At 55.1% G+C, this 18,144-nt stretch carries 17 protein-coding genes; 3 read left to right on the top strand and 14 right to left on the bottom strand.

Going from position 1 to position 18,144, the window contains the following annotated elements; all coding sequences use genetic code 11:
- Nucleotides 1–29: 29 nt before the first annotated feature.
- The 9 genes from modA to CPH65_RS09435 form a co-directional block, all read right to left on the bottom strand.
- Nucleotides 30–797, bottom strand: coding sequence for a molybdate ABC transporter substrate-binding protein (gene modA, locus CPH65_RS09470; protein ID WP_096173258.1), 768 nt, complete (start codon nucleotides 795–797; stop codon nucleotides 30–32).
- Nucleotides 798–838: 41 nt separating this feature from the next.
- Complete coding sequence (locus CPH65_RS09465) at nucleotides 839–1,666, bottom strand: TOBE domain-containing protein (protein WP_096173257.1); 828 nt, start codon at nucleotides 1,664–1,666, stop codon at nucleotides 839–841.
- Nucleotides 1,667–2,034: 368 nt separating this feature from the next.
- Complete coding sequence (locus CPH65_RS09460) at nucleotides 2,035–2,850, bottom strand: DUF1868 domain-containing protein (RefSeq protein ID WP_096173256.1); 816 nt, start codon at nucleotides 2,848–2,850, stop codon at nucleotides 2,035–2,037.
- A 147-nt stretch (nucleotides 2,851–2,997) separates the two neighbouring features.
- Nucleotides 2,998–4,632, bottom strand: a complete 1,635-nt coding sequence (locus tag CPH65_RS09455) for a Na/Pi cotransporter family protein (RefSeq protein ID WP_096173255.1) — start codon at nucleotides 4,630–4,632, stop codon at nucleotides 2,998–3,000.
- 43 nt (nucleotides 4,633–4,675) lie between these two features.
- On the bottom strand, nucleotides 4,676–4,813 hold the full coding sequence (locus CPH65_RS23835; protein ID WP_157747593.1) for a hypothetical protein: 138 nt from the start codon (nucleotides 4,811–4,813) through the stop codon (nucleotides 4,676–4,678).
- Between the two features lie 6 nt (nucleotides 4,814–4,819).
- Nucleotides 4,820–5,923, bottom strand: coding sequence for an ABC transporter substrate-binding protein (locus CPH65_RS09450; RefSeq protein ID WP_096173254.1), 1,104 nt, complete (start codon nucleotides 5,921–5,923; stop codon nucleotides 4,820–4,822).
- A gap of 58 nt (nucleotides 5,924–5,981) precedes the next feature.
- Nucleotides 5,982–6,809 carry an ABC transporter permease gene (locus CPH65_RS09445; RefSeq protein ID WP_096173253.1) on the bottom strand — a complete coding sequence of 276 codons (828 nt, stop codon included), beginning with the start codon at nucleotides 6,807–6,809 and terminating at the stop codon, nucleotides 5,982–5,984.
- On the bottom strand, nucleotides 6,806–7,660 hold the full coding sequence (locus tag CPH65_RS09440) for an ABC transporter permease (RefSeq protein ID WP_096173252.1): 855 nt from the start codon (nucleotides 7,658–7,660) through the stop codon (nucleotides 6,806–6,808). The genes CPH65_RS09445 and CPH65_RS09440 overlap by 4 nt, the downstream gene beginning before the upstream one ends.
- On the bottom strand, nucleotides 7,657–8,700 hold the full coding sequence (locus CPH65_RS09435; protein ID WP_096173251.1) for an ABC transporter ATP-binding protein: 1,044 nt from the start codon (nucleotides 8,698–8,700) through the stop codon (nucleotides 7,657–7,659). The genes CPH65_RS09440 and CPH65_RS09435 overlap by 4 nt, the downstream gene beginning before the upstream one ends.
- Nucleotides 8,701–8,843: 143 nt before the next feature.
- Here CPH65_RS09435 and CPH65_RS09430 point away from each other — a divergent pair, with 143 nt between their 5' ends.
- Nucleotides 8,844–9,959 (top strand): ROK family transcriptional regulator, encoded by a 1,116-nt coding sequence (locus CPH65_RS09430; RefSeq protein ID WP_172891491.1) that lies wholly within the window; start codon nucleotides 8,844–8,846, stop codon nucleotides 9,957–9,959.
- A gap of 185 nt (nucleotides 9,960–10,144) precedes the next feature.
- Here CPH65_RS09430 and CPH65_RS09425 read toward each other — a convergent pair whose 3' ends face one another.
- The 4 genes from CPH65_RS09425 to CPH65_RS09410 all read right to left on the bottom strand — a co-directional run bounded on the left by CPH65_RS09425 (nucleotide 10,145) and on the right by CPH65_RS09410 (nucleotide 13,855).
- Nucleotides 10,145–11,425, bottom strand: a complete 1,281-nt coding sequence (locus CPH65_RS09425; protein WP_096173249.1) for a TRAP transporter large permease — start codon at nucleotides 11,423–11,425, stop codon at nucleotides 10,145–10,147.
- Nucleotides 11,422–11,898 carry a TRAP transporter small permease gene (locus CPH65_RS09420; RefSeq protein ID WP_096173248.1) on the bottom strand — a complete coding sequence of 159 codons (477 nt, stop codon included), beginning with the start codon at nucleotides 11,896–11,898 and terminating at the stop codon, nucleotides 11,422–11,424. The genes CPH65_RS09425 and CPH65_RS09420 overlap by 4 nt, the downstream gene beginning before the upstream one ends.
- Before the next feature lie 106 nt (nucleotides 11,899–12,004).
- Nucleotides 12,005–12,979, bottom strand: a complete 975-nt coding sequence (locus CPH65_RS09415; protein WP_096173247.1) for a TRAP transporter substrate-binding protein — start codon at nucleotides 12,977–12,979, stop codon at nucleotides 12,005–12,007.
- 48 nt (nucleotides 12,980–13,027) lie between these two features.
- Nucleotides 13,028–13,855: a phosphogluconate dehydrogenase C-terminal domain-containing protein gene (locus CPH65_RS09410; RefSeq protein ID WP_096173246.1), complete on the bottom strand. Its 828-nt coding sequence runs from the start codon at nucleotides 13,853–13,855 to the stop codon at nucleotides 13,028–13,030.
- Between the two features lie 151 nt (nucleotides 13,856–14,006).
- Here CPH65_RS09410 and CPH65_RS09405 point away from each other — a divergent pair, with 151 nt between their 5' ends.
- Entirely contained in the window at nucleotides 14,007–15,389 is a 1,383-nt protein-coding gene (locus CPH65_RS09405; protein ID WP_244574582.1) for a four-carbon acid sugar kinase family protein, read from the top strand.
- A 73-nt stretch (nucleotides 15,390–15,462) separates the two neighbouring features.
- On the opposite strand, the gene nanR is transcribed toward CPH65_RS09405, so the two are convergent.
- Nucleotides 15,463–16,218: a transcriptional regulator NanR gene (gene nanR / locus CPH65_RS09400; RefSeq protein ID WP_096173244.1), complete on the bottom strand. Its 756-nt coding sequence runs from the start codon at nucleotides 16,216–16,218 to the stop codon at nucleotides 15,463–15,465.
- A 354-nt stretch (nucleotides 16,219–16,572) separates the two neighbouring features.
- On the opposite strand from nanR, the gene oiaX reads away from it, so the two are divergent.
- Nucleotides 16,573–17,835: a 3-oxo-isoapionate-4-phosphate decarboxylase OiaX gene (gene oiaX / locus CPH65_RS09395; protein ID WP_096173243.1), complete on the top strand. Its 1,263-nt coding sequence runs from the start codon at nucleotides 16,573–16,575 to the stop codon at nucleotides 17,833–17,835.
- Nucleotides 17,836–18,144 lie beyond the last annotated feature (309 nt).

The following is an 18,144-nucleotide window of genomic DNA, read 5'->3' as shown; positions in this document are numbered from 1 at the left end:
GTTGGTAAGGCCCTCTAGGTCCGTGTGTTTCACTCGACACCATAGCCGAATGAGCGAATGATGTCTTTTGCCCTATCCCCTTTTAAAAAGATCATAAAGGCTTTGGCTGCTTCGTCATCTGCTCCGGTTTTCAAAAGGACAGCATCCTGTCGGATCGGCGTGTAAAGCGCGGTCGGAACCACCCATTGAGACCCTTGATCAAGATTGATGACCTGCGAAAGGGCAAGAAACCCCAGCTGTGCATTGCCCGAGGCAACAAACTGATGGGTTTGAGAGATGCTGTCGCCGCGGACGATCTTGTCCTGCGTTGCGACCGGCACGGCAAGCGCCTCAATCACCTCCATCGCGGCAGCACCATAGGGCGCAGTGGCAGGGTTGGCGATGGCAAGGCGATCAAACCGGTCGGGCGACTGGAGTACGGCCCCTTCCCCATCAACCAGTTCCGCGTCCTGACTGAAGAGCACAATCCGCCCAGTGGCATAAGTGAAGCGGGATCCGGCAACCGCCGCTCCCTCCTGCTCCGCTTTGATCGGACGGGCCTGATCGGCCGCCAGAAAGACCGTAAAAGGCGCGCCATTGACGATCTGGGCAAAAAGCTTGCCGGTCGATCCGAAGCTAAGCTTGGCATCATGGCCGGTCTCATCCTTGAAGGCGGCAGCGATTTCCTTGGCAGCCGAGGTGAAATTGGCAGCCACGGCGATCTTGGTTTCTGCCGCCTCGCTCTGCGGCGCAACAAGAGGCGAGAGCGCGAGGGCAATCAAGGACCAAAGAGCGGGTTTGTTCAACAGGGACGACATGACAATCCTCATAAAAAAGAAAACGCAAAAAAGACAAGCGACTATTCGACCCCGAGAATGATCTGCGAGGCCTTGATCATGGCACAGACCGGCTCTCCGGGCTTGATTGCGAGCGTTTCAACGCTCTGTTTGGTGATAATGACGGTCAAAACCTTGCTGTCACCGATATCGATCAACACCTCACTATTCACCGCCCCATCCTCGACAGACAGAACCGCACCCCTGATCTGGTTTCGCGCTGACAGGCGGGTCTGTCCTTCGTCGATCATCAAGACAGGTGCCGACGCCTTGATGAGGGCGAAGGCTTCCAGCCCTTCGCGCAGCTCAAGCGACTCGGCGCTTTTGTTGGTCAGGATAACGGTCAGGAGCGTTCGGTCGGATACGCGCAAGGCGACCTCTGAATGAACAGCACCCGTAATCACGGATTCAACGATACCGTGAAAGACATTCCGTGCGCTGGTTCGCATGGCAAAACTCCACAAGAGAGGACTGGGAGAAACGGCACGATCAGAAGAACCCATCATATCCTGCTCCAGTTCAGCCCAAAACGCAGCGAGCCGTTCCGTGAGATACTGATGAGCCTGAAGAGCCTTGCGCCCTTCTTCGGTCAGGAATGCTCCTCCACCCTTTCGTCCACCGGGCTGAGTGACGACAAGGGGCGATGGAAACAGGTTGTTAAGGGCATGGACCGCATCCCAAGCCCCCTTGTAACTGATCCCGACCGCTTTGGCCGCAGCGGAGATCGAGCCTTCCCTGTCTATCTGGGACAGAAGGCGAAAGCGCTCTTCGCTGGCCCGTTGGCCAGCCTTGCCCAGAAATGACAGAACGGGGCGAATGGCGTGTGGTAAGGGTTCGGCGGTTTTGGTCATAGCGTAATGAAGTTAGACTACATAACGCCTAAAATCCAGAGCAGGACGTTCTGCTCAGCGCCCCTAATAACAACAAATTTTGAATATATTGGTGCCCGCTACGCATTTTCGCGCAAAATTCTGTCGCATCAGCGACAAGGCACGAAACCTCGCAGGTTGCTTTGGCGGATTGCCGACATAGCAGACGGCCCGCTCGGAGCTGTCAGGTAAACAAGCGCCGAACTGTCGTCATCTGATCAGTAGCGGAAAGGATGGTGGGGAAACTGGGATTGAACCAGTGCCCCCTTCAATGTCAACAGATGTCGCGATGTACACTGCCTCGACCAATGCGTCTCTGCGCCATTGGAGAAAGCGGACGCTTGCCCGCTTTATGATGCTTCACTTTGCTCGTAGCGTTCGGCATCTGCGCTGGTTTCCCGGTAGCCGGTTTCATCCAGCACCCCGATCGTGTCGTACCGATGCATGGTTTCAAACAAGCAGAATTCCACGGGATCCAGAGCGATTGGGCCAAAGTTGGCAAGCAAGTCTTCAAACTGAGCCTCGGCCTCTTTGATCACATCGTCGGCCTGATCCGGACTGAGCCAGCGAACGGGATATGCCATGCTTACATGAAAGCCATAGCTTTCAATATCTCCCCGTTTGATGCCGGTGACCCTTTCGAGCAGCGCCCGAGTGGCGCGCAGCTTTTTCTCTTCTATCTCGTTCGAGCCGGCCATTTCGATTGTGGCCGGCAGGACCAACCCTGTCGCCTTGACGCTGAAGCCAGCCTCTCCCTTTTCGCGCTTAAGCGCAGAAATGAAGGAGTTGGTGACCGTCGGCAGATCGCTGCCAATTGGCAGAGCGTCTGTCCAGCCATCCTGTCCCAGTGGATCTCCACTAACCCCGCAGAACACGGTCATGTGGAAGCTTGCCTTGGGCAGGAAAGAAAAATGATCCGCATAAGGCATGGCCTTCAGCCGATCCTGCATTGTGCAGAGCGCTTCAAAGAAGGCCGACTGGCGATCAATATGACAAATGAAGGTGTTGCCGGGAAATTTGAGCAGAGACCCCGCAGCGTCAAATTTGCCGCCCTTTCCAGGCTCGGAAATGGCGGGAGGAAATGGCGTGTCTGCGTTTTGGCCGGTTAGCAATGCTTTGAGATTGCTACGCTTTGGCTCTGGCATCGACCAGTTTCTGATAGTCATCGAGGTCTCCACTTCATCGGATTGGACCGGCCGTCATCCCTTGGGAGCGGATGATCGGCTGATGTCCGGTCGGTTGTCTGGGATAGGAACGCGAGTTATGTGATCACCGGTTCCTGAGTGTCTTGTCCGTTGGCTCGTGGCTGAAATTCACGAAGCAGGGGGAACTGCCGAGGCATTTTTGATGCGGGACTTTTTCAATCGTCCATGCTGTTCCATCACTGCGTAGCCAATGGTTGCGAATTTGCTGTTCATCTCCTTGAGATCGGCGATCATCTCCAAATGCTGATTGCTGGATGCAAGGCTGGTCAGGTTACCGCGCCGCAAGCGCGCCAGATGATTGGCGCGGCTCGTCTGTTCCATCTCGGCGACATTCTGCTTGTGCACCACAAGCTGCTGGGCAACGGGAACGAAACCGGTCCATGCCGTTTCCTGCGCCAGAATGATCGCCTTGCGGACGGCGTCGATGATCCTTTCGATTTCCTCCAGCCCCTCCTCGGAAAACTTGAATTCTCCCCTGCGGTGAGCAAGCTGGAGCGCCAGAAACTTGCCAGCCAGAACATCCGCACATCGTTCGACGCGAATGGCGAACTCGACGATCTGACGAATGCTGTCCAGCTCCTGTTCGTTGCCAACAGGCAAGCGGGCATAGCACTGGCGGACGCTCACCAAGCCCTCGTTCATGCGTATTTCCATCTGTGCGATCGCTTCAACGTCGGGCGAAGCAGAGGCCCCCTCCTCCAGCATCATGGCGGCAATGTCCAACATGCCGCTCACCTGACGCTTTATTGCAGGAAAGGCGATGGTGCTGTCCTCGCTCACGTCGCCGGACAAGTCCGGACTGGCATGATTAAGGCCATGGTTCATGCGTTGCTCCAGAACCGAACAGACTTTGCGGCAGGCCGGAGCGCTGAGCAGCAACAGAAAATTGAAGGCCAAATGGCCCGAGAGGATCATCTGGTCAGCAGACAGCAAGGGGGGGATCTCGACCCGACCCTGTGCAAAGACGAGAAGCAGAACCAGAAACCCAGCGATACAACAGCGAAGGATCGCCACGGACAGGGCAACTGCCTTGCTTCTCTCGTTTTCATATTTGAGCAGCCACACCGGCAGCAGCGCACTGCCCAGATTGCAGCCCAGCATGAAAGCAAGCCCAGCAAAGGAGCCAAGCCCCGCATGAGCGGAAAAGGCAACAGCGGTCAGCACTGCGGCAACACTGGAATGCATCAGGAATGTCAACACCAGCCCAGCGAGGGCCGCCGTCACGGCATCCCGGTTAAGATAGTCGACGACTGCCGACGTCCATGGCATATCGCCAAGCGGCGCCACACTGTCGCGAATGATAAACAAGGATAGGAAAATGAGGCCAAGCCCAAGAAGCGTGCGGCCCATGTTGCGATGGCGCGGATTGTTCGAGCGAAGATAGAGACTTGCGCCAACGAGGATCGCGAGAGGCCCCAATGCCGATATGGGCAAATGCAGAAACTGCACAGCCAGTGCCGAGCCCATATCTGCGCCAAGGGCAACAACAGCTGCGGAGAGGATTGGAATGGACCCTGATCCCGCCAGCGATGCCGTCATCAGCATGACCACCGTGGCCCCTTGCATGAGAAAGCCCAGACCGGTGCCCTTCATCAGATTGCGAAAGGTCGTGGAATCGTCACTGAGGCTCTCATGGATCTGAACACTCCATAGCCGCTCGATCCCGATCCGCATGAAGCGGACGGAGAACAACAGCAGCATGGCGCCGCTGGTTAGCTGGATCAGGAAGCTCAGAATTGTCACGGTTGCCTCAAACAGTTCGGGCCTTGACAGGGGATATCCGGAATCAAGGGATGTCCGGTGTCCGGAGATATCGGAAAATCCCGGCGTTGCGTCGCGCCAAGGCCAATCGCAGGCTCATCGCCAGAACGAGGATCGTTTCGATAAGGGTATCGAGGCCGGAGATCTCCGGCCTCGATGGCATGGACGCTTAGCGTTCCTGCACAACATTTTCGATGAAGTCGATTTCAACCTTGCCGCGGAATGGCTGAGCACCCCAAGGCATGCGATACTGGCGCTGTTCGTTGGGAACAAGAGCATAGCTATCGTCGGCAGCCGCATTCATTGGGGCGCTACCGAAGTTGCGATTGAGCTTCGACTGGGTTTCTGCCGATGTCAGCCAGTTGACGAAGACAGCGGCAGCAGCCGGATGCGGCGCGTTGCGCGGAATGGCGATGGCATTGCCGCCCCCGTTCATGCCCATTTCGGGAATGTAGAACTTGAGTTCCTTGCGCACTTCACCCCGTTTCTGCAAGCCTGCGAGATGGTCTTCCCAAGCCGGTGCCATCGTCAGCTCGCCATCAGAAACGCGCGTGATCGAATCCGCGTTCGATACGGTGATCACATAATCTTCGGCATATTTGTTGAAGAAGTCGATGCCGGGCTGCAGCTCTGCCAGATGCTCGTCACTGTCAGATCCGTCTGTGAAGTCAGCACCAGAGACGACGCGCAAAACATTCTGGTAGAAGGACGGCCCAGATCCGCCATTTTCGTAGTTGAAGCCGAATTTGTTGGGGTTGGCCTGCCAGTATGCAGCAAAGTCATCAACGGATTGCGGCAGATCTTCCGCTTCGATTTTGGCCGGGTCGTAGGCGATGCCGGTCTGGTTGCCCCAGAATGCGAAGGCATAGCCCTTGCTGTCATATCCGGACAGCGTCGACACACGTCCTTCATCTTCAGGCAGCATGTCGAGAGAGTAGAACAGGGACGCCGGTTTGACCGTGCTCAGAAGATCCCAATCCCATGCAAAGGCGTCGATGTCGCCGGTGTCGCGGTCCCGCTCAGCAAGCAACTTTTCGGTGTTGCCATCAAGAGTGGTCACCGGAATGGTCACCTCAATGCCGTAAGCTTCTTCGAAGGCCTTGACCTCGCGGCGGAAGTCATCCTGGAAGTACCAGACATACCAGGTAAGCTCTCCCTCTTCCTTTGCCTGTGCCACGATCTCGTCCCACGACATGGAGCCAAGATCCGCAGCAGATGCCATCTGCACGGATGCAAGCAGCACGGTGGCTGACATGAGTAGTTTCTTGAGCATGGATCATCTCCTCTGTTGAATTCTGCTCGGATTTTTATTGATTGTTGCCTGCCTCCGGTCATCCCTTACCGGAAGACAGGGTCGGATTGGCTGACTTGAGTAGCCGTTCCAGAACGAGCATCAGAATGATGTTGGGAACGACAAGAATGAGAGACAGCACCGCAGCATTGGGGCGGACGAAATCCTGCCCAAGCGCCGCATAAAGCAGCGTCGGAATGGTCACCACATCCGGCGAGCCGACGATGAAGGCAATGGCAAATTCCTCGATCGACTGGATGAAGACGATCAGCAGCGTTGCGAAGATGCCCGGGCGCAGGGCAGGCAGGTAAGCAACCTTGAACCTCGCCCAGTGGCTGGCACCAAGATCACGCGCTGCATCCACGTGATCCTGCCGGACCTGTTCGAAGCAAACCGTAAGGATGCGAATGGCATAAGGCAGGAAAATGATGGAATGGGCAAAGACGATCGCCCCCATTCGCCAGCTTGCCAGACCGATCTGAAACAACAGGGCCGAGAAAAAGACCGACGTGATAAAGGGAGGCACCACCAGTGGCAGTAGACACAGGGTCTTTGCGACCTCGCGCCCCGGGAACTCGATCCGGCCCAATGCGAACGATGTCGGCAGGGCCAGAAGAAAGGCCACAACGGCCGTGGTTGGCGCGAGTGTGTAGGATGTGATGAGGGCAGATTTCAACGAGGAATTCTGCCACATGTCAACCCATCGGTAGAAGGAGACAGCCGGAGGCAACAAGGTGCCTGCCGTCCATGGCTGAGATGGATCCACCAGCGACCAAAGAATGGCCATGGAGAAGGGAATGACCAGCCAGATGATCGATACAACGACCACCAGCCCCATGAGAATACGGTTGATGCGAGACTGACTCATTTCCTGCCTCCCTTCAGAACAAGACGGGAGACAAAGGCCAGAATGGCCGATCCTACGAGCGCGATCACGATCATCGACACGCCCACCACGGCTGCGGAATGCCAGTCGCCCCGCCCCTTGTAGCTGACCATGAGCTGCGAGAGAGACTGCCGATTGATCGGGCCAGCAATGGTCTGAAAGCTGAAGTCGGCCAGCGCACCGATGAAGATGATCACCATGGCCGCCTGCATGCCAGACACCGTCAGCGGGGCAATCACCTTGCGAAACCGCGCCCAAGATCCGGCGCCGAGATCGCGTGCTGCATCGAGAACATCGTCCGAAATGCCCTGAACGGCGCCTGTCAGAAGGAGGAGAGCGAAAGGCATCTGCTTCCAGGTCTGCAACAGCAGCACACCGATGGCATTGCGGTCATTTTGAAGCCTGTGCGGGCTGTCCCAGATGCCCAACCACATCATGAATTGGTTGAACAAGCCATGATAGGCGACGATGTTGATGAACAGAAAGGCAGCGACCAGTCCATGCACCAGCATGGGCGCCTTTAGGATTGCACCAATGGTCATGGAACCAGGGAAGGGTTTGCGCAACCAGATCGCCAACGGATAGGCAAGCGCCACAGAGAAAAGCGCGCTCAGGACACCGACATAAATGGAATATCGGATGGAACGACCAAACATCTTGCTATCGAACAGATCTGCCCAGAAGGCCACAGTCAAATGGCTCTCGCCACTGATGGAATAAAGACCGAACGACTGCGCAACGGCGATATAGACCACGGTGCCCATCAACCATAAAATGAGACCGAGCCCGGGCAGAAGCAGCAGAATCACAAGGACCCAACGCCGGAATGTCATAGTCCCGCCTCCAGTGCGATTAGGTGCTCGACAGGAATGTCGAAATGAACGAGATCACCTTCCTGCGCACTGCTTTCGCTAACCTGAATGCGATGAGTGAAGCCGTTTGTCTCGATCATCAGATCCGTGTAATGGCCCTGAAAGGCGCGGTTCTTGACGATACCTGAAAGAGCACCCTGACCGAGACTGACTTTTTCGGGACGCCAACCAAGGAAAACCCGCGAACCGGTCTCACCGGCATCGAACGGCAGTTGCAAATGCCCAACGGGCGTTTCGACCTGCCAGCATCCCTCAGCCCCCTTCTCGCCGATGACGCCCTCAATAACATTGGCATCGCCGATGAAATCAGCCACAAACCCTGTGCGCGGGCGGGAGTAGATTGCTTCAGGGCTATCCACCTGTTCCGTACGGCCCTCATTCAGCACCACAACCCGGTCTGACATGGCCAGCGCCTCGGCCTGATCATGGGTCACATAGATCGCTGTAAGGCCATATTCGCGCTGGATCCGGCGGATTTCGATCCGCACCTGATCGCGCAATTTGGCGTCCAGATTGGAGAGGGGTTCGTCAAACAGGATAACACTTGGCCGCATGACGAGAGCCCGACCGAGAGAAACACGCTGCTGTTGCCCGCCCGACAATTGGTTGGGAAGGCGGTCCATCTGCTGCTTGAGTTCGAGCTTTGCGGCAACATCCGCGACGCGTTCATTCCGTTCCTTGGCAGGCAATTTCTTCTGGCGCAGGCCGAATTCCAGATTGGCGCGCACAGTCAGATGAGGGAACAGCGCATAAGACTGGAAACACAGGGCCGTATCCCTCGCCTCTGGCGGGATGTTGGTCACGTCCTTGCCATTGATGCTGATGCTACCGCTGGTCGGCTCCAGAAATCCGGAGATCAGTTTCAGCAACGTGGTCTTGCCGCAACCCGAGGGGCCCAGCAGCGTTAGAAATTCGCCGGAATTCACATCGAGCGACATTTCGGAAAGGGCTGTGAAGGTGCCAAATGTCTTTGACAGATTGCGCAAGCTGATGGCGGTCATGTTTCCTCCCGAGGGACCGTATTTTATTACTCATTGACAGTAATATTAATATTACTCATGTCAAGTGAAAAAACGCTTGATCGAAAATGCTGCAAGGGCGAATATGCCCAAGCACGTAAAAATCGAGGATGGGTAAAAACGCAATGCAATCTGATGCAGGCATCGACGCCGCCTGCTCGCTCAGTCAGAGCGAGCGGAAAATCATGTCGACGATCAAGCATTCCGGCCCGATGGCGCGATCCGAGATCACTCGCGAAACCGAATTGGCCCAGCAGACGGTGCATCGCATCGTCGATAGTCTGGAGCAGCGCGGGTATCTGAAATTTGGAGAAGCGGTCATTGCCGGTCGGGGAAAGCCGAGCCCCACCGTCTCGATCCACCCGGACAATTTTGCCTCGATCGGCCTGTCCATCAGCACGGATCACGTTCGGCTGTGCCTGCTTGATCTGTCAGGCAATCCGTTGGCGCAGGAAACCGAACTCCTCGCAGCCTCGAACCCCGAGCAAGCCGTAAACCTTGTTCGGCAGAAGATGGACGCCTGGCATAAACAGGGCATTGGTAACCGGTCCATCGTCGGAATTGGCATTTCCATGCAGGGGTTCCGGACAGGGCCAAATGACCAGTTTCAACCCCCGGAGCTGCTGTCCACGTGGCAATCCCTGCCGCTGGAAGCCTATTTCGGCAGCGCGCTTGATCTCCCTGCCTTTGCTGAGAACAACTCCACGGCCAGTGCTGTGGCGGAATATTATCTGGGAGCGGGAAGCGATTGCGATACGCTCGCCTATCTTTCTTTCAACCACGGCTTCGGTGCAGGCATCTACTCGGGCAACAGGCCATTTCTTGGCGGCAACGGCAACGCGGGGGAAATCGGGGCTCTCTTTCTGAGCGACGAGTTGAACCGGCGCCCTGCCCTGTCAGAGTTGCTGCGGGCACTCAACGCAAAAGGCCATGCTCTCAACGGGGTCATGGACCTCACGTCCCGCTTCGACGCCGAGTGGCCAGCAGTGGCGGACTGGCTCGAGGCGGTCAAACCCCAGCTTCAGCTCGCGCTTCGCGCCTTGCAGGCCACGGTCGATCCGCAAGCGATCTTTTTTGGCGGTGAAGCGCCGGACGATCTCAGACACATGCTCATGGAGACCTCAGTCGGAGCGTTCCGCGACAAGAGATTGCCGCGCCCCGCATTGATCGTCAGCGCCCTGCAGGGGGACCCCGCACATTTGGGCGCGGGGCTTTTGCCTTTGAGAGAGCTCGTGTTTTAACGCCCGACAGACCTCCGCCTGCCACCCGCGAACGCTCGGATCGCAAAAGGGGCCAGCGCATGACCGCCAGCCCCTTTCTTTTTGATCAATGCCCCAAGGCATCGACATCTGGCGCCTGACGCCCTTCAAACGGGAAGCAACTTGGCAATGCCCTTGAGGGAGGTTTCAGGGGCACATTTCCCGCTCTAGTGCGTCAGGCCACCGCCAGAAATCCCGATTGTCACCGCAGGAACATAGGTGATGATCAGCAGCGCTCCGATAACCACAAGAAGCGGCCAAAGCAGACTGGAGAACATCTTCTGGACGGGAATTTTAGCCACCTGAGCTGCAGCAAACAGATTGACACCAAGAGGAGGCGTGAACATGCCGAGCGCGAGATTGACGACAATCACGATGCCGAAATGAACCGGATCAATGCCATATTGCAACGCAACGGGTGTCAGGATCGGAGCCAAAACCAGAATGGCAGCCGATGTTTCAATGAACATGCCGGCAATAAACAGCAAGACATTGATCCCTAACAGAAAGGTAATGGGTGAAGAAAACGTGTTGGTCGCCCAGTGACCGACCGCGGTTGGCAACCCTGACAGACTGATCAGGAAACTGAAGAGCGACGCTGCCGCAATGATGAACATCACAGCGCCCGAAGAGACGGCCGCCCTGCGAAACATCACCGGCAGGTGCTTGAAGCTGATCTCCCGATAGACAAACAACGACAGGACCAGCGCATAGACCACCGAGACGGCTGCTGCTTCTGTCGGTGTAAAGATGCCGCCATAGATGCCGCCCAGAATGATCACGGGCATCATCAAAGCGCCAAAAGCATCCTTGCCTGCGCGAAGAACGGATTTGCGTTGATCACCATCCGACTTGCCCACGCCCGTCAGACGGCACCAGATCTGCACCATGATGATCAGTCCAACCACGATAATCAAACCCGGCACCAGCCCGGCGACAAACAACTTGGTGATCGAAGTCTCGGTGGAGACGGCATATAGGATCAGGGGAACAGACGGCGGTATGATCACGCCAAGCTCAGCGGATGATGCCTGGATCGCAGCGGCCATCGGCGTGGGATATCCATGTTTTACCATGGCCGGGATCAAAATCGATCCGATGGCGAACGTCGTTGCAACTGACGAGCCTGAAATCGACGCAAAAACCATGCAGGTCAGGACGGTTGAACTTGCCAGCCCCCCCTGCAGATTGCCAATGATCGCCTTGACGAAATCAACCAGCCTGGCGGAAATGCCGCCGTGGGTCATGATGACCCCGGCAAGGATGAAAAAGGGCACGGCCATGAGCGGGAAACTGTCCAGACCCGTGAACATCTTCTGTGGCACCACCATAAGCGGCAGCACCGAAAACAGCTTGATCGAGAAGACGGAAGCCAGCCCAATGGAGACGGCAACGGGAACGGACAAGGCAAAGAAGCCAATCAGAAATATAGCGAGTGCGGCATTCATTGCTCTTCCCTTTCAATTTCAAGATGTCGCAGAAGCAAGCCGGGCACAGCAAACAAGGCTCCGAGCGGGATCGCCAGATAGAATACAGACATTGAAAAGTCGAGCATCGCGACGCGTTGATTGATGACGCGCTGGGCCATAGCCAAGCCATACCAGAACAGAACGCCCATAAAGATCAGGCACAGCAGTGTGACCAATCTCGTCATCCAGATTTGGGGTTTGGGCGGCAAAAGGGATCGAATGAAATCGATCGGGATCATGGTGCCAAACCGAAAGGCTGCCCCTGCGACCAAAAAGGTCGACCAGATAATGAGCCCCCGTGCAAGCACCTCGGTCCAGACGGCAGCATCACCCAATAAAAAGCGGGTAACAACTTGAACAAAAACAAGAATTACGGCAAGACCCAATAGAATCGCCGAAAGATTGTGCATTAATCGCACAAACCACTCAGCCGCCTGATGGATTGGCTTCATGACTTCTCCTCCCTGTGAAGAAGGGGGATGTCTCCCCCTTCTTGTTCATTGCAGAACAGGTGGTGGCCACCGCGAATCTGGCGGCCACCAAAATCATCACATGACGTTATTTTTGAGCATCGCGAATGCGCTGGATCAGTTCTGGCGCATATTTCGGTGCAAACTCGTCATAAACAGGCTGAACAGCGGCTGCGAAAGCGTCTTTGTCAACGTCCGTTACAACTTCCATGCCGTTGTCGATCATCAATTGCACGCCACTTTTCTCCTTGGCAGCAACCGTTGCACGGGATGCTTCTGCGGCGACATGGGCAGCTTCCTTGACCCATTTCTGCTCTTGCTCACTCAGTTGGTCCCAATGGACCTTGGACATCAAGACAACTGCGGGAGAATAGACATGACCAGTCATCGTCACATATTTCTGGATTTCCCACATATGGTTGACGGTGATGATGGGCGTCGGGTTTTCCTGACCATCAATCGTGCCCTGCTGCAAGGCAGTAAGGACCTCGGTCCAGCTCATCGGTGTTGGCGCAGCTCCCAGTGCCTGGAACGCAGCGATATGCACCTCGTTTTCCATCGTCCGGAGTTTGATGCCTTCCAGATCAGAAGGCTTCACGATCGGATGTTTGGAGTTGGTGATGTGGCGGAAACCATTCTCGGCCCATGCGAGACCGATCAGATCGGAATCGGCCATCTGGTCGAGCAGTTCCTGTCCAATCTCGCCATCCAGCACCTTATGTGCTGACTCATAGCTTTTGAAAAGGAACGGGAAATCCAGAGCGTAAACGTCGGGAACGAAGTTTCCGATCGGACCGGTTGATGAAATGGTCATTTCAATCGCACCGATCTGCAACCCTTCTACGACGCTACGCTCACCACCCAATGCTCCAGCAGGCTTCAAGGACACGGTGATATCACCACCGGAAAGCTCCTCGATTTTGGCCTTGAACGCCTTACCAGCGTCGCCATAATGGCTATCAAGCGGCGGCGTGAAGCCAAGATTGAGCGTCTTGGCGCTAACCGGTGCACTGGCCAATAGTAGCCCCGCAACGATCAATGATGATGATAGGAATTTGTTCATAGGTCATCCTCCCTGTTTCAGACCTCGAGTGATTGGATTGCCTAGTTACTAGGTAATCCGTTTAACACTTGCCATGATCTCTTCACGCTCGAAGACTTTTTTCCAGTCATCTTTCATAAGAGCTGGAACTCCGAATTCGATTGCCTTGTTGCAGGCATCCGAGAACACACCTTCGACTTCCTCGAAAATGACCGCGGCAAGAATATTCATGTGACCAAGGAGGAAATCCCGGGCACATTCTTTTGAAACACCTGTCTTCACGACCTCGTCCATGGCTTCACGCATCACGACAAGCAGCGAGGCGCAGACAGTTTCCGAAAGTCCGGGTTCCAGATAAGCCATTTGCTCGACGGTGCAGCGATATGTGTTGGCGACCGGAGCGTAAATCGCGCGGGCAACTTGATCACCAAGGGCATAATGCTCTTCTGGACCTTGCATCAGCGCGTTAACAACACCCTGTTTTGCTGCAATGCCACCGAAGTGATCATTACGGCCTGCTTCTGTCGACTCATCGTTGAAAATCGGCGGATGGCATGGGTGCGTGATGAAATAGGTGATATCCGACCGTTCCGGAAGATAGCCGGCATAAGGCGCTGCGGCATCAAGGATCACAACCATCGTGTTTGGTGCAAGCGTCGGAATAAGATTTGCAGCCAGCTTTCCGATGACTGTATCAGGCACAGCCATAATGACGACATCAGCGCCATCAATGGCTGACGACTGGTCCACTGTGTCCACGCCATGCTCTGTCTTGAGCCGCTGTTTGCCGGCATCAGAGACTTCCACATGACGCACTTCGAATTCCGTATCCAGCAGGTTGCGCCCAAGACGCATACCCATTTTCCCACCGGCTCCAAATAAAGCGACTACCGTCATTGAAGGTGTCCTCCCTAACTCTCAGTTAAACAACAATTTGTTAAACTGGTATGATGACATAATGATCATATCTCTATATATTTGATTGGAAATGTCAACCGCACGATCGGAATTGACTCGTTTATTCGCAAAAATTTATCCGGAGGAAGCAGTGGATACGCACAAGAACCAAGAGACCCTTTCGTCATCCCCATGGATCACCTGGTATGGAGATGACTTTACAGGAGCCGCTGCCGTGATGGAGGTTCTGGCCTTCGCCGGATTGCCAACAGTTCTGTTTACAGACATTCCATCCGATGATCTAAGAGCGCGATTTTCCAATGCTTTGGGCGTTGGATTGGCATCGACCGCACGGTCAAAGAGCCCTGAATGGATGGCGGAAAACCTGCCGGAGCCCCTAGGGTGGCTCGACAGCTTTGGTGCCCCATTGTTGCACTACAAAGTCTGCTCGACCTTTGACTCCTCTCCGCAAAGCGGCTCGATTGGCGCGGCGATCGAAACGTGCCTGAAAGTTCGAGCATCAAGAGCGGTTCCCCTGATCACCGCGGCCCCTCAGATGAGACGCTACCAGTCTTTCGGCAATCTATATGCAAGCACCTACGACGGCGTATATAGGCTGGATCGGCACCCGGTCATGTCGAAGCATCCGGTCACGCCAATGAGCGAAGCGGATCTACTCCGTCACCTGAGCGCCCAAACAGATTTGCCTTCAAGTCTTATCGATCTGGAAGCACTTTGGAGCGACCCTCAGGCCGCGCTTGATGCAGCAATCCTGAAAGGCGCCAAGATCCTTTCAATCGACTCCATGGAGGCAACATCGGAAGAAGCTGCCGGACGGCTGCTGTGGGAGAACCGTGAGGCCCTGTCGCTTGTCGTTGGCAGCCAAGGTGTCGAATATGCCCTTGTGCGTCACTGGATCAGGACCGGCATGCTGGCCCCCAGCTCCAATTTGCCATCGCTTGAGGCTGTCGACCAGATTGTTGCGGTTTCAGGTTCCGTCTCGCCAATGACGGCAGAACAGTTGGATCATGCCGCATCGGACGGTTTCGAGATCATCCGCTTCAAGGGCGAGTTGGCTTGCGGCTCTGATGACGCTTTGCAGGCGGAAGTCAAACGCATAAGCCAATTATCTCTCGAAGCGCTCGACAAAGGCGCAAGCCCTCTTGTCTGTTCGGCACGCGGGCCCGATGATCCGGCAGTTGAGACCTTCCATCATGCCCTCTCCTCAAGCTCCATGGATCCAGCTTTGGCCAATGAACGCATTGGGGTCTCTCTGGGAAAGGCTCTGGATGAGGTCCTGAAAGCCTCTTCGGTACGGCGTGCCATCATTTCTGGCGGCGACACCTCTGGGTACGGCTTGCAACAGCTGGGCATTCAGGCTCTGGAGGCAAAGGCGGCAACGATACCGGGGGCATCCATTTGCATCGGCTTTGGCGATACACCGCATGACGGCCTGGAAATCGCTCTCAAAGGCGGCCAGATGGGGACGCGCGATTTCTTCAGCTGGGTCCGGAGCGGAGGTGGCGCCCACTAAAACGCCTGTCTCCTGAACTCAAAATCGCTGTTCGACCTTGTCATCTCGATGCTTGGCCGAACAGCCACACATGTTAGCTATTATAGAGCGCGTTTGTTCGATCCAGATGATGCTGCATTTCCAGCACGGCCGCTTCTTCTTCCTTGGCCTCCATATGGTCGACAATCTTTCTGTGCTCCTTCAGGGTCGTGTCTTCGTTTCCAGCCCAGTGCAACAACTCATATTGATATTCCATGAGCCAGCGGAGCATCGCACTGGAGGCCGCTCCTATAATGGGATTTTTGGTGATCTCAGCGATGCGACTATGAAACAGGATGTCAGTTTCAACAAATTGGCTTGGATTGTTCAACTCTTGTTCCTGCCTGACAATCAAATCCCTCAGATCCTGAATGTCGTCTTTCGATGCCATTTTGGTCGCTTCTCTGACAATACCACGCTCAAACATCCGTCTGGCCTGCTTGAGATGTTCGAAGTTTTTCGGCGCGGAATACAGCAGCAGACGCGCAATCTCGTTGGCATGATCGAGAACGGCAGTGGCGGTCAATAGATTTACGCGAGACCGTTCGCCATGCTTGATCGTGATCAGTCCCTGCGTGTGCAGGGCTTGCAAGGCTTCCCTGACAGCTGGGCGTCCCACTCCGAAACGCTGCATGAGATCCCGTTCCGAGGGCAAGTAGTCGTTCGGAGCAAACTCCCCGCTTCTGATCATCGAACGGAGCTCATCAAGAACCTGCTCGGAGAGTTTTTGACGAACTATCTTTCTATCGCTCTTTTGATCAACTATCTCGCTCACTATTCCATCCTTCCAAACCTTGCGCGCACCCTTCATGAGCAGGCGTTATCTTGAACAGCCTCACACTGTCTTTTTTTTCAAGCCCAATCCGTTGGACCTTTCAACCAATTGTCACTGCCCTTCAAGCAGCATATCCGCAAAGTGCGCAACACATAATTGCAATGATACTGGAAGCGGCAATAAATCACACCACCGAAGCGACCAATCATATCTAAACCATGCCTCGTTGTTTCATGCCAGATATCAGCTGAGGACTTTCGGCACCAGACAGCCTGTCACTCTCTTCTTAGTGCCACATGGACACACAACACCCGACATTTTTCTTGGCCTCGCTTTTCAACTGGTATAATGATAATACCAGATTGAGCAAAGGTATACAGGAAAAGGCCCATGCAGGACAGAAATACGAGCGCCGACGTCATCAGGGTAACCTATAGAATTGAAACGACTGAAAGCCCTGAAAAGATTGCACATAAGATGGCTGGAGATCAGTCAACGGGCACCTTCACCGAGTTGCCGGGCGAGTCGGAAGAAGTTCAAGCGCGCTGTGCAGCCCGCGTGGTCAGTGTTGAAAACTTGGAGCCTCACAGCTTTGCTTCCATTCCCGATCCCGCACTTAAAGGCCCTTTCAATCGCGCCGATATCGCGATCGATTTCCCACTGGAAGCAATCGGAACCGATATTGCCGCTCTTGCCACCATCGTCATCGGGGGGGCCTTCTCTATTCGCGGCGTCACCGGCATCCGCATCATGGATATCAGTTTGCCGGATGCGTGGAATTGCCATCCGGGACCTCAATTCGGCATTGATGGGTCTCGCCGGTTGATGGGCGTGAAGGAAGGCGTGATGATTGCCTCGATCATCAAACCGTCTCTTGGTCTGCTACCTGAAGAAACCGCCCCGATGATCGCCGAGCTGTGCGAAGCCGGTGTCGACTTCATCAAGGATGATGAGAAGCTGATGAGCCCCGGCTACTCTCCCCTTGAAAAGCGCGTTGAAGCTTTCATGCCCGTTATCAAGGACCACGAACAGAAAACCGGTAAGAAAGTGATGTATGCCTTCGGCATTTCTTCCGCAGACCCGGACGAGATGATGCGAAACCACGATATTGTCTTGAAAGCGGGCGGGAATGCAGCCGTTGTCAATATAAACTCGATTGGCTACGGGGGAATGAGCTTTCTGCGCAAGCGCTCGGGTCTGTGTCTGCATGCCCATCGCAACGGCTGGGACATCATGACACGCAATCCCGGGTTCGGGATGGAGTTTTCGCCCTATCAGAAAATCTGGCGCCTGCTCGGTGTGGATCAGTTCCAGATCAACGGCATTCGCGCCAAGTATTGGGAATCCGATGACAGCTTCGTCAAATCATTCGAAAACTGTATGACACCGATCTTTGATGAAAGCGATCGCCCCTTGCCTGTCGTGTGCTCCGGGCAATGGGGTGGACAGGCTGTGGATACCTATCAACGCACCGGCAAGACGCTTGATCTCATGTATCTGGGCGGCGGTGGCATCCATGGTCATCCCAATGGGGCCGCTGCAGGGGTAAGGGCCATTCGTCAGGCATGGCAGGCAGCAGAAGCTGGCCTCACATTGCCCGAAATGGCGAAATCCTGCCCCGAGCTAGCTGCCGCTTTGGCGAAGTGGGGCTAAGCCAAACCTTGGTATTGGCGCAAACATCGTAGAGTTGATGTGGGGCCGATCATGGCAATAAAGGGCCAGCTGATCCGCCCCACAAATAACAACCGACACCTGCCTCTCACCGCCGTGGACAAGGCGGATATTTCTTTAATTTTCAGCATTTTGATTAAGTCATTCACTTATTTCTGAGCGTGCGGACGCCGTCGCGATCTCCACTGACGCCACCCCATTTTCCTCAATTGATCTTTCAGCAGCAAGCACAACCAGAAGATTGCAACCAAGGGGCATTTGCAATGGATCGCCTCCGTTAATGTGCTTATG

The organism is Cohaesibacter sp. ES.047, assembly GCF_900215505.1.
Classification (GTDB): Bacteria; Pseudomonadota; Alphaproteobacteria; order Rhizobiales; family Cohaesibacteraceae; genus Cohaesibacter.
The sequence above is the reverse complement of the archived record's forward strand: the minus strand, read 5'-3'. Positions and strand labels throughout refer to the sequence as shown.

Coding starts and splice junctions, on each gene's coding strand:
- modA (WP_096173258.1), bottom strand. CDS start 797: ATGTCGTCCCTGTTGAACAAACCCGCTCTTTGGTCCTTGATTGCCCTC.
- CPH65_RS09465 (WP_096173257.1), bottom strand. CDS start 1,666: ATGACCAAAACCGCCGAACCCTTACCACACGCCATTCGCCCCGTTCTG.
- CPH65_RS09460 (WP_096173256.1), bottom strand. CDS start 2,850: ATGACTATCAGAAACTGGTCGATGCCAGAGCCAAAGCGTAGCAATCTC.
- CPH65_RS23835 (WP_157747593.1), bottom strand. CDS start 4,813: ATGCCATCGAGGCCGGAGATCTCCGGCCTCGATACCCTTATCGAAACG.
- CPH65_RS09450 (WP_096173254.1), bottom strand. CDS start 5,923: ATGCTCAAGAAACTACTCATGTCAGCCACCGTGCTGCTTGCATCCGTG.
- CPH65_RS09445 (WP_096173253.1), bottom strand. CDS start 6,809: ATGAGTCAGTCTCGCATCAACCGTATTCTCATGGGGCTGGTGGTCGTT.
- CPH65_RS09440 (WP_096173252.1), bottom strand. CDS start 7,660: ATGACATTCCGGCGTTGGGTCCTTGTGATTCTGCTGCTTCTGCCCGGG.
- CPH65_RS09435 (WP_096173251.1), bottom strand. CDS start 8,700: ATGACCGCCATCAGCTTGCGCAATCTGTCAAAGACATTTGGCACCTTC.
- CPH65_RS09430 (WP_172891491.1), top strand. CDS start 8,844: ATGCAATCTGATGCAGGCATCGACGCCGCCTGCTCGCTCAGTCAGAGC.
- CPH65_RS09425 (WP_096173249.1), bottom strand. CDS start 11,425: ATGAATGCCGCACTCGCTATATTTCTGATTGGCTTCTTTGCCTTGTCC.
- CPH65_RS09420 (WP_096173248.1), bottom strand. CDS start 11,898: ATGAAGCCAATCCATCAGGCGGCTGAGTGGTTTGTGCGATTAATGCAC.
- CPH65_RS09415 (WP_096173247.1), bottom strand. CDS start 12,979: ATGAACAAATTCCTATCATCATCATTGATCGTTGCGGGGCTACTATTG.
- CPH65_RS09410 (WP_096173246.1), bottom strand. CDS start 13,855: ATGACGGTAGTCGCTTTATTTGGAGCCGGTGGGAAAATGGGTATGCGT.
- nanR (WP_096173244.1), bottom strand. CDS start 16,218: ATGAAGGGTGCGCGCAAGGTTTGGAAGGATGGAATAGTGAGCGAGATA.
- oiaX (WP_096173243.1), top strand. CDS start 16,573: ATGCAGGACAGAAATACGAGCGCCGACGTCATCAGGGTAACCTATAGA.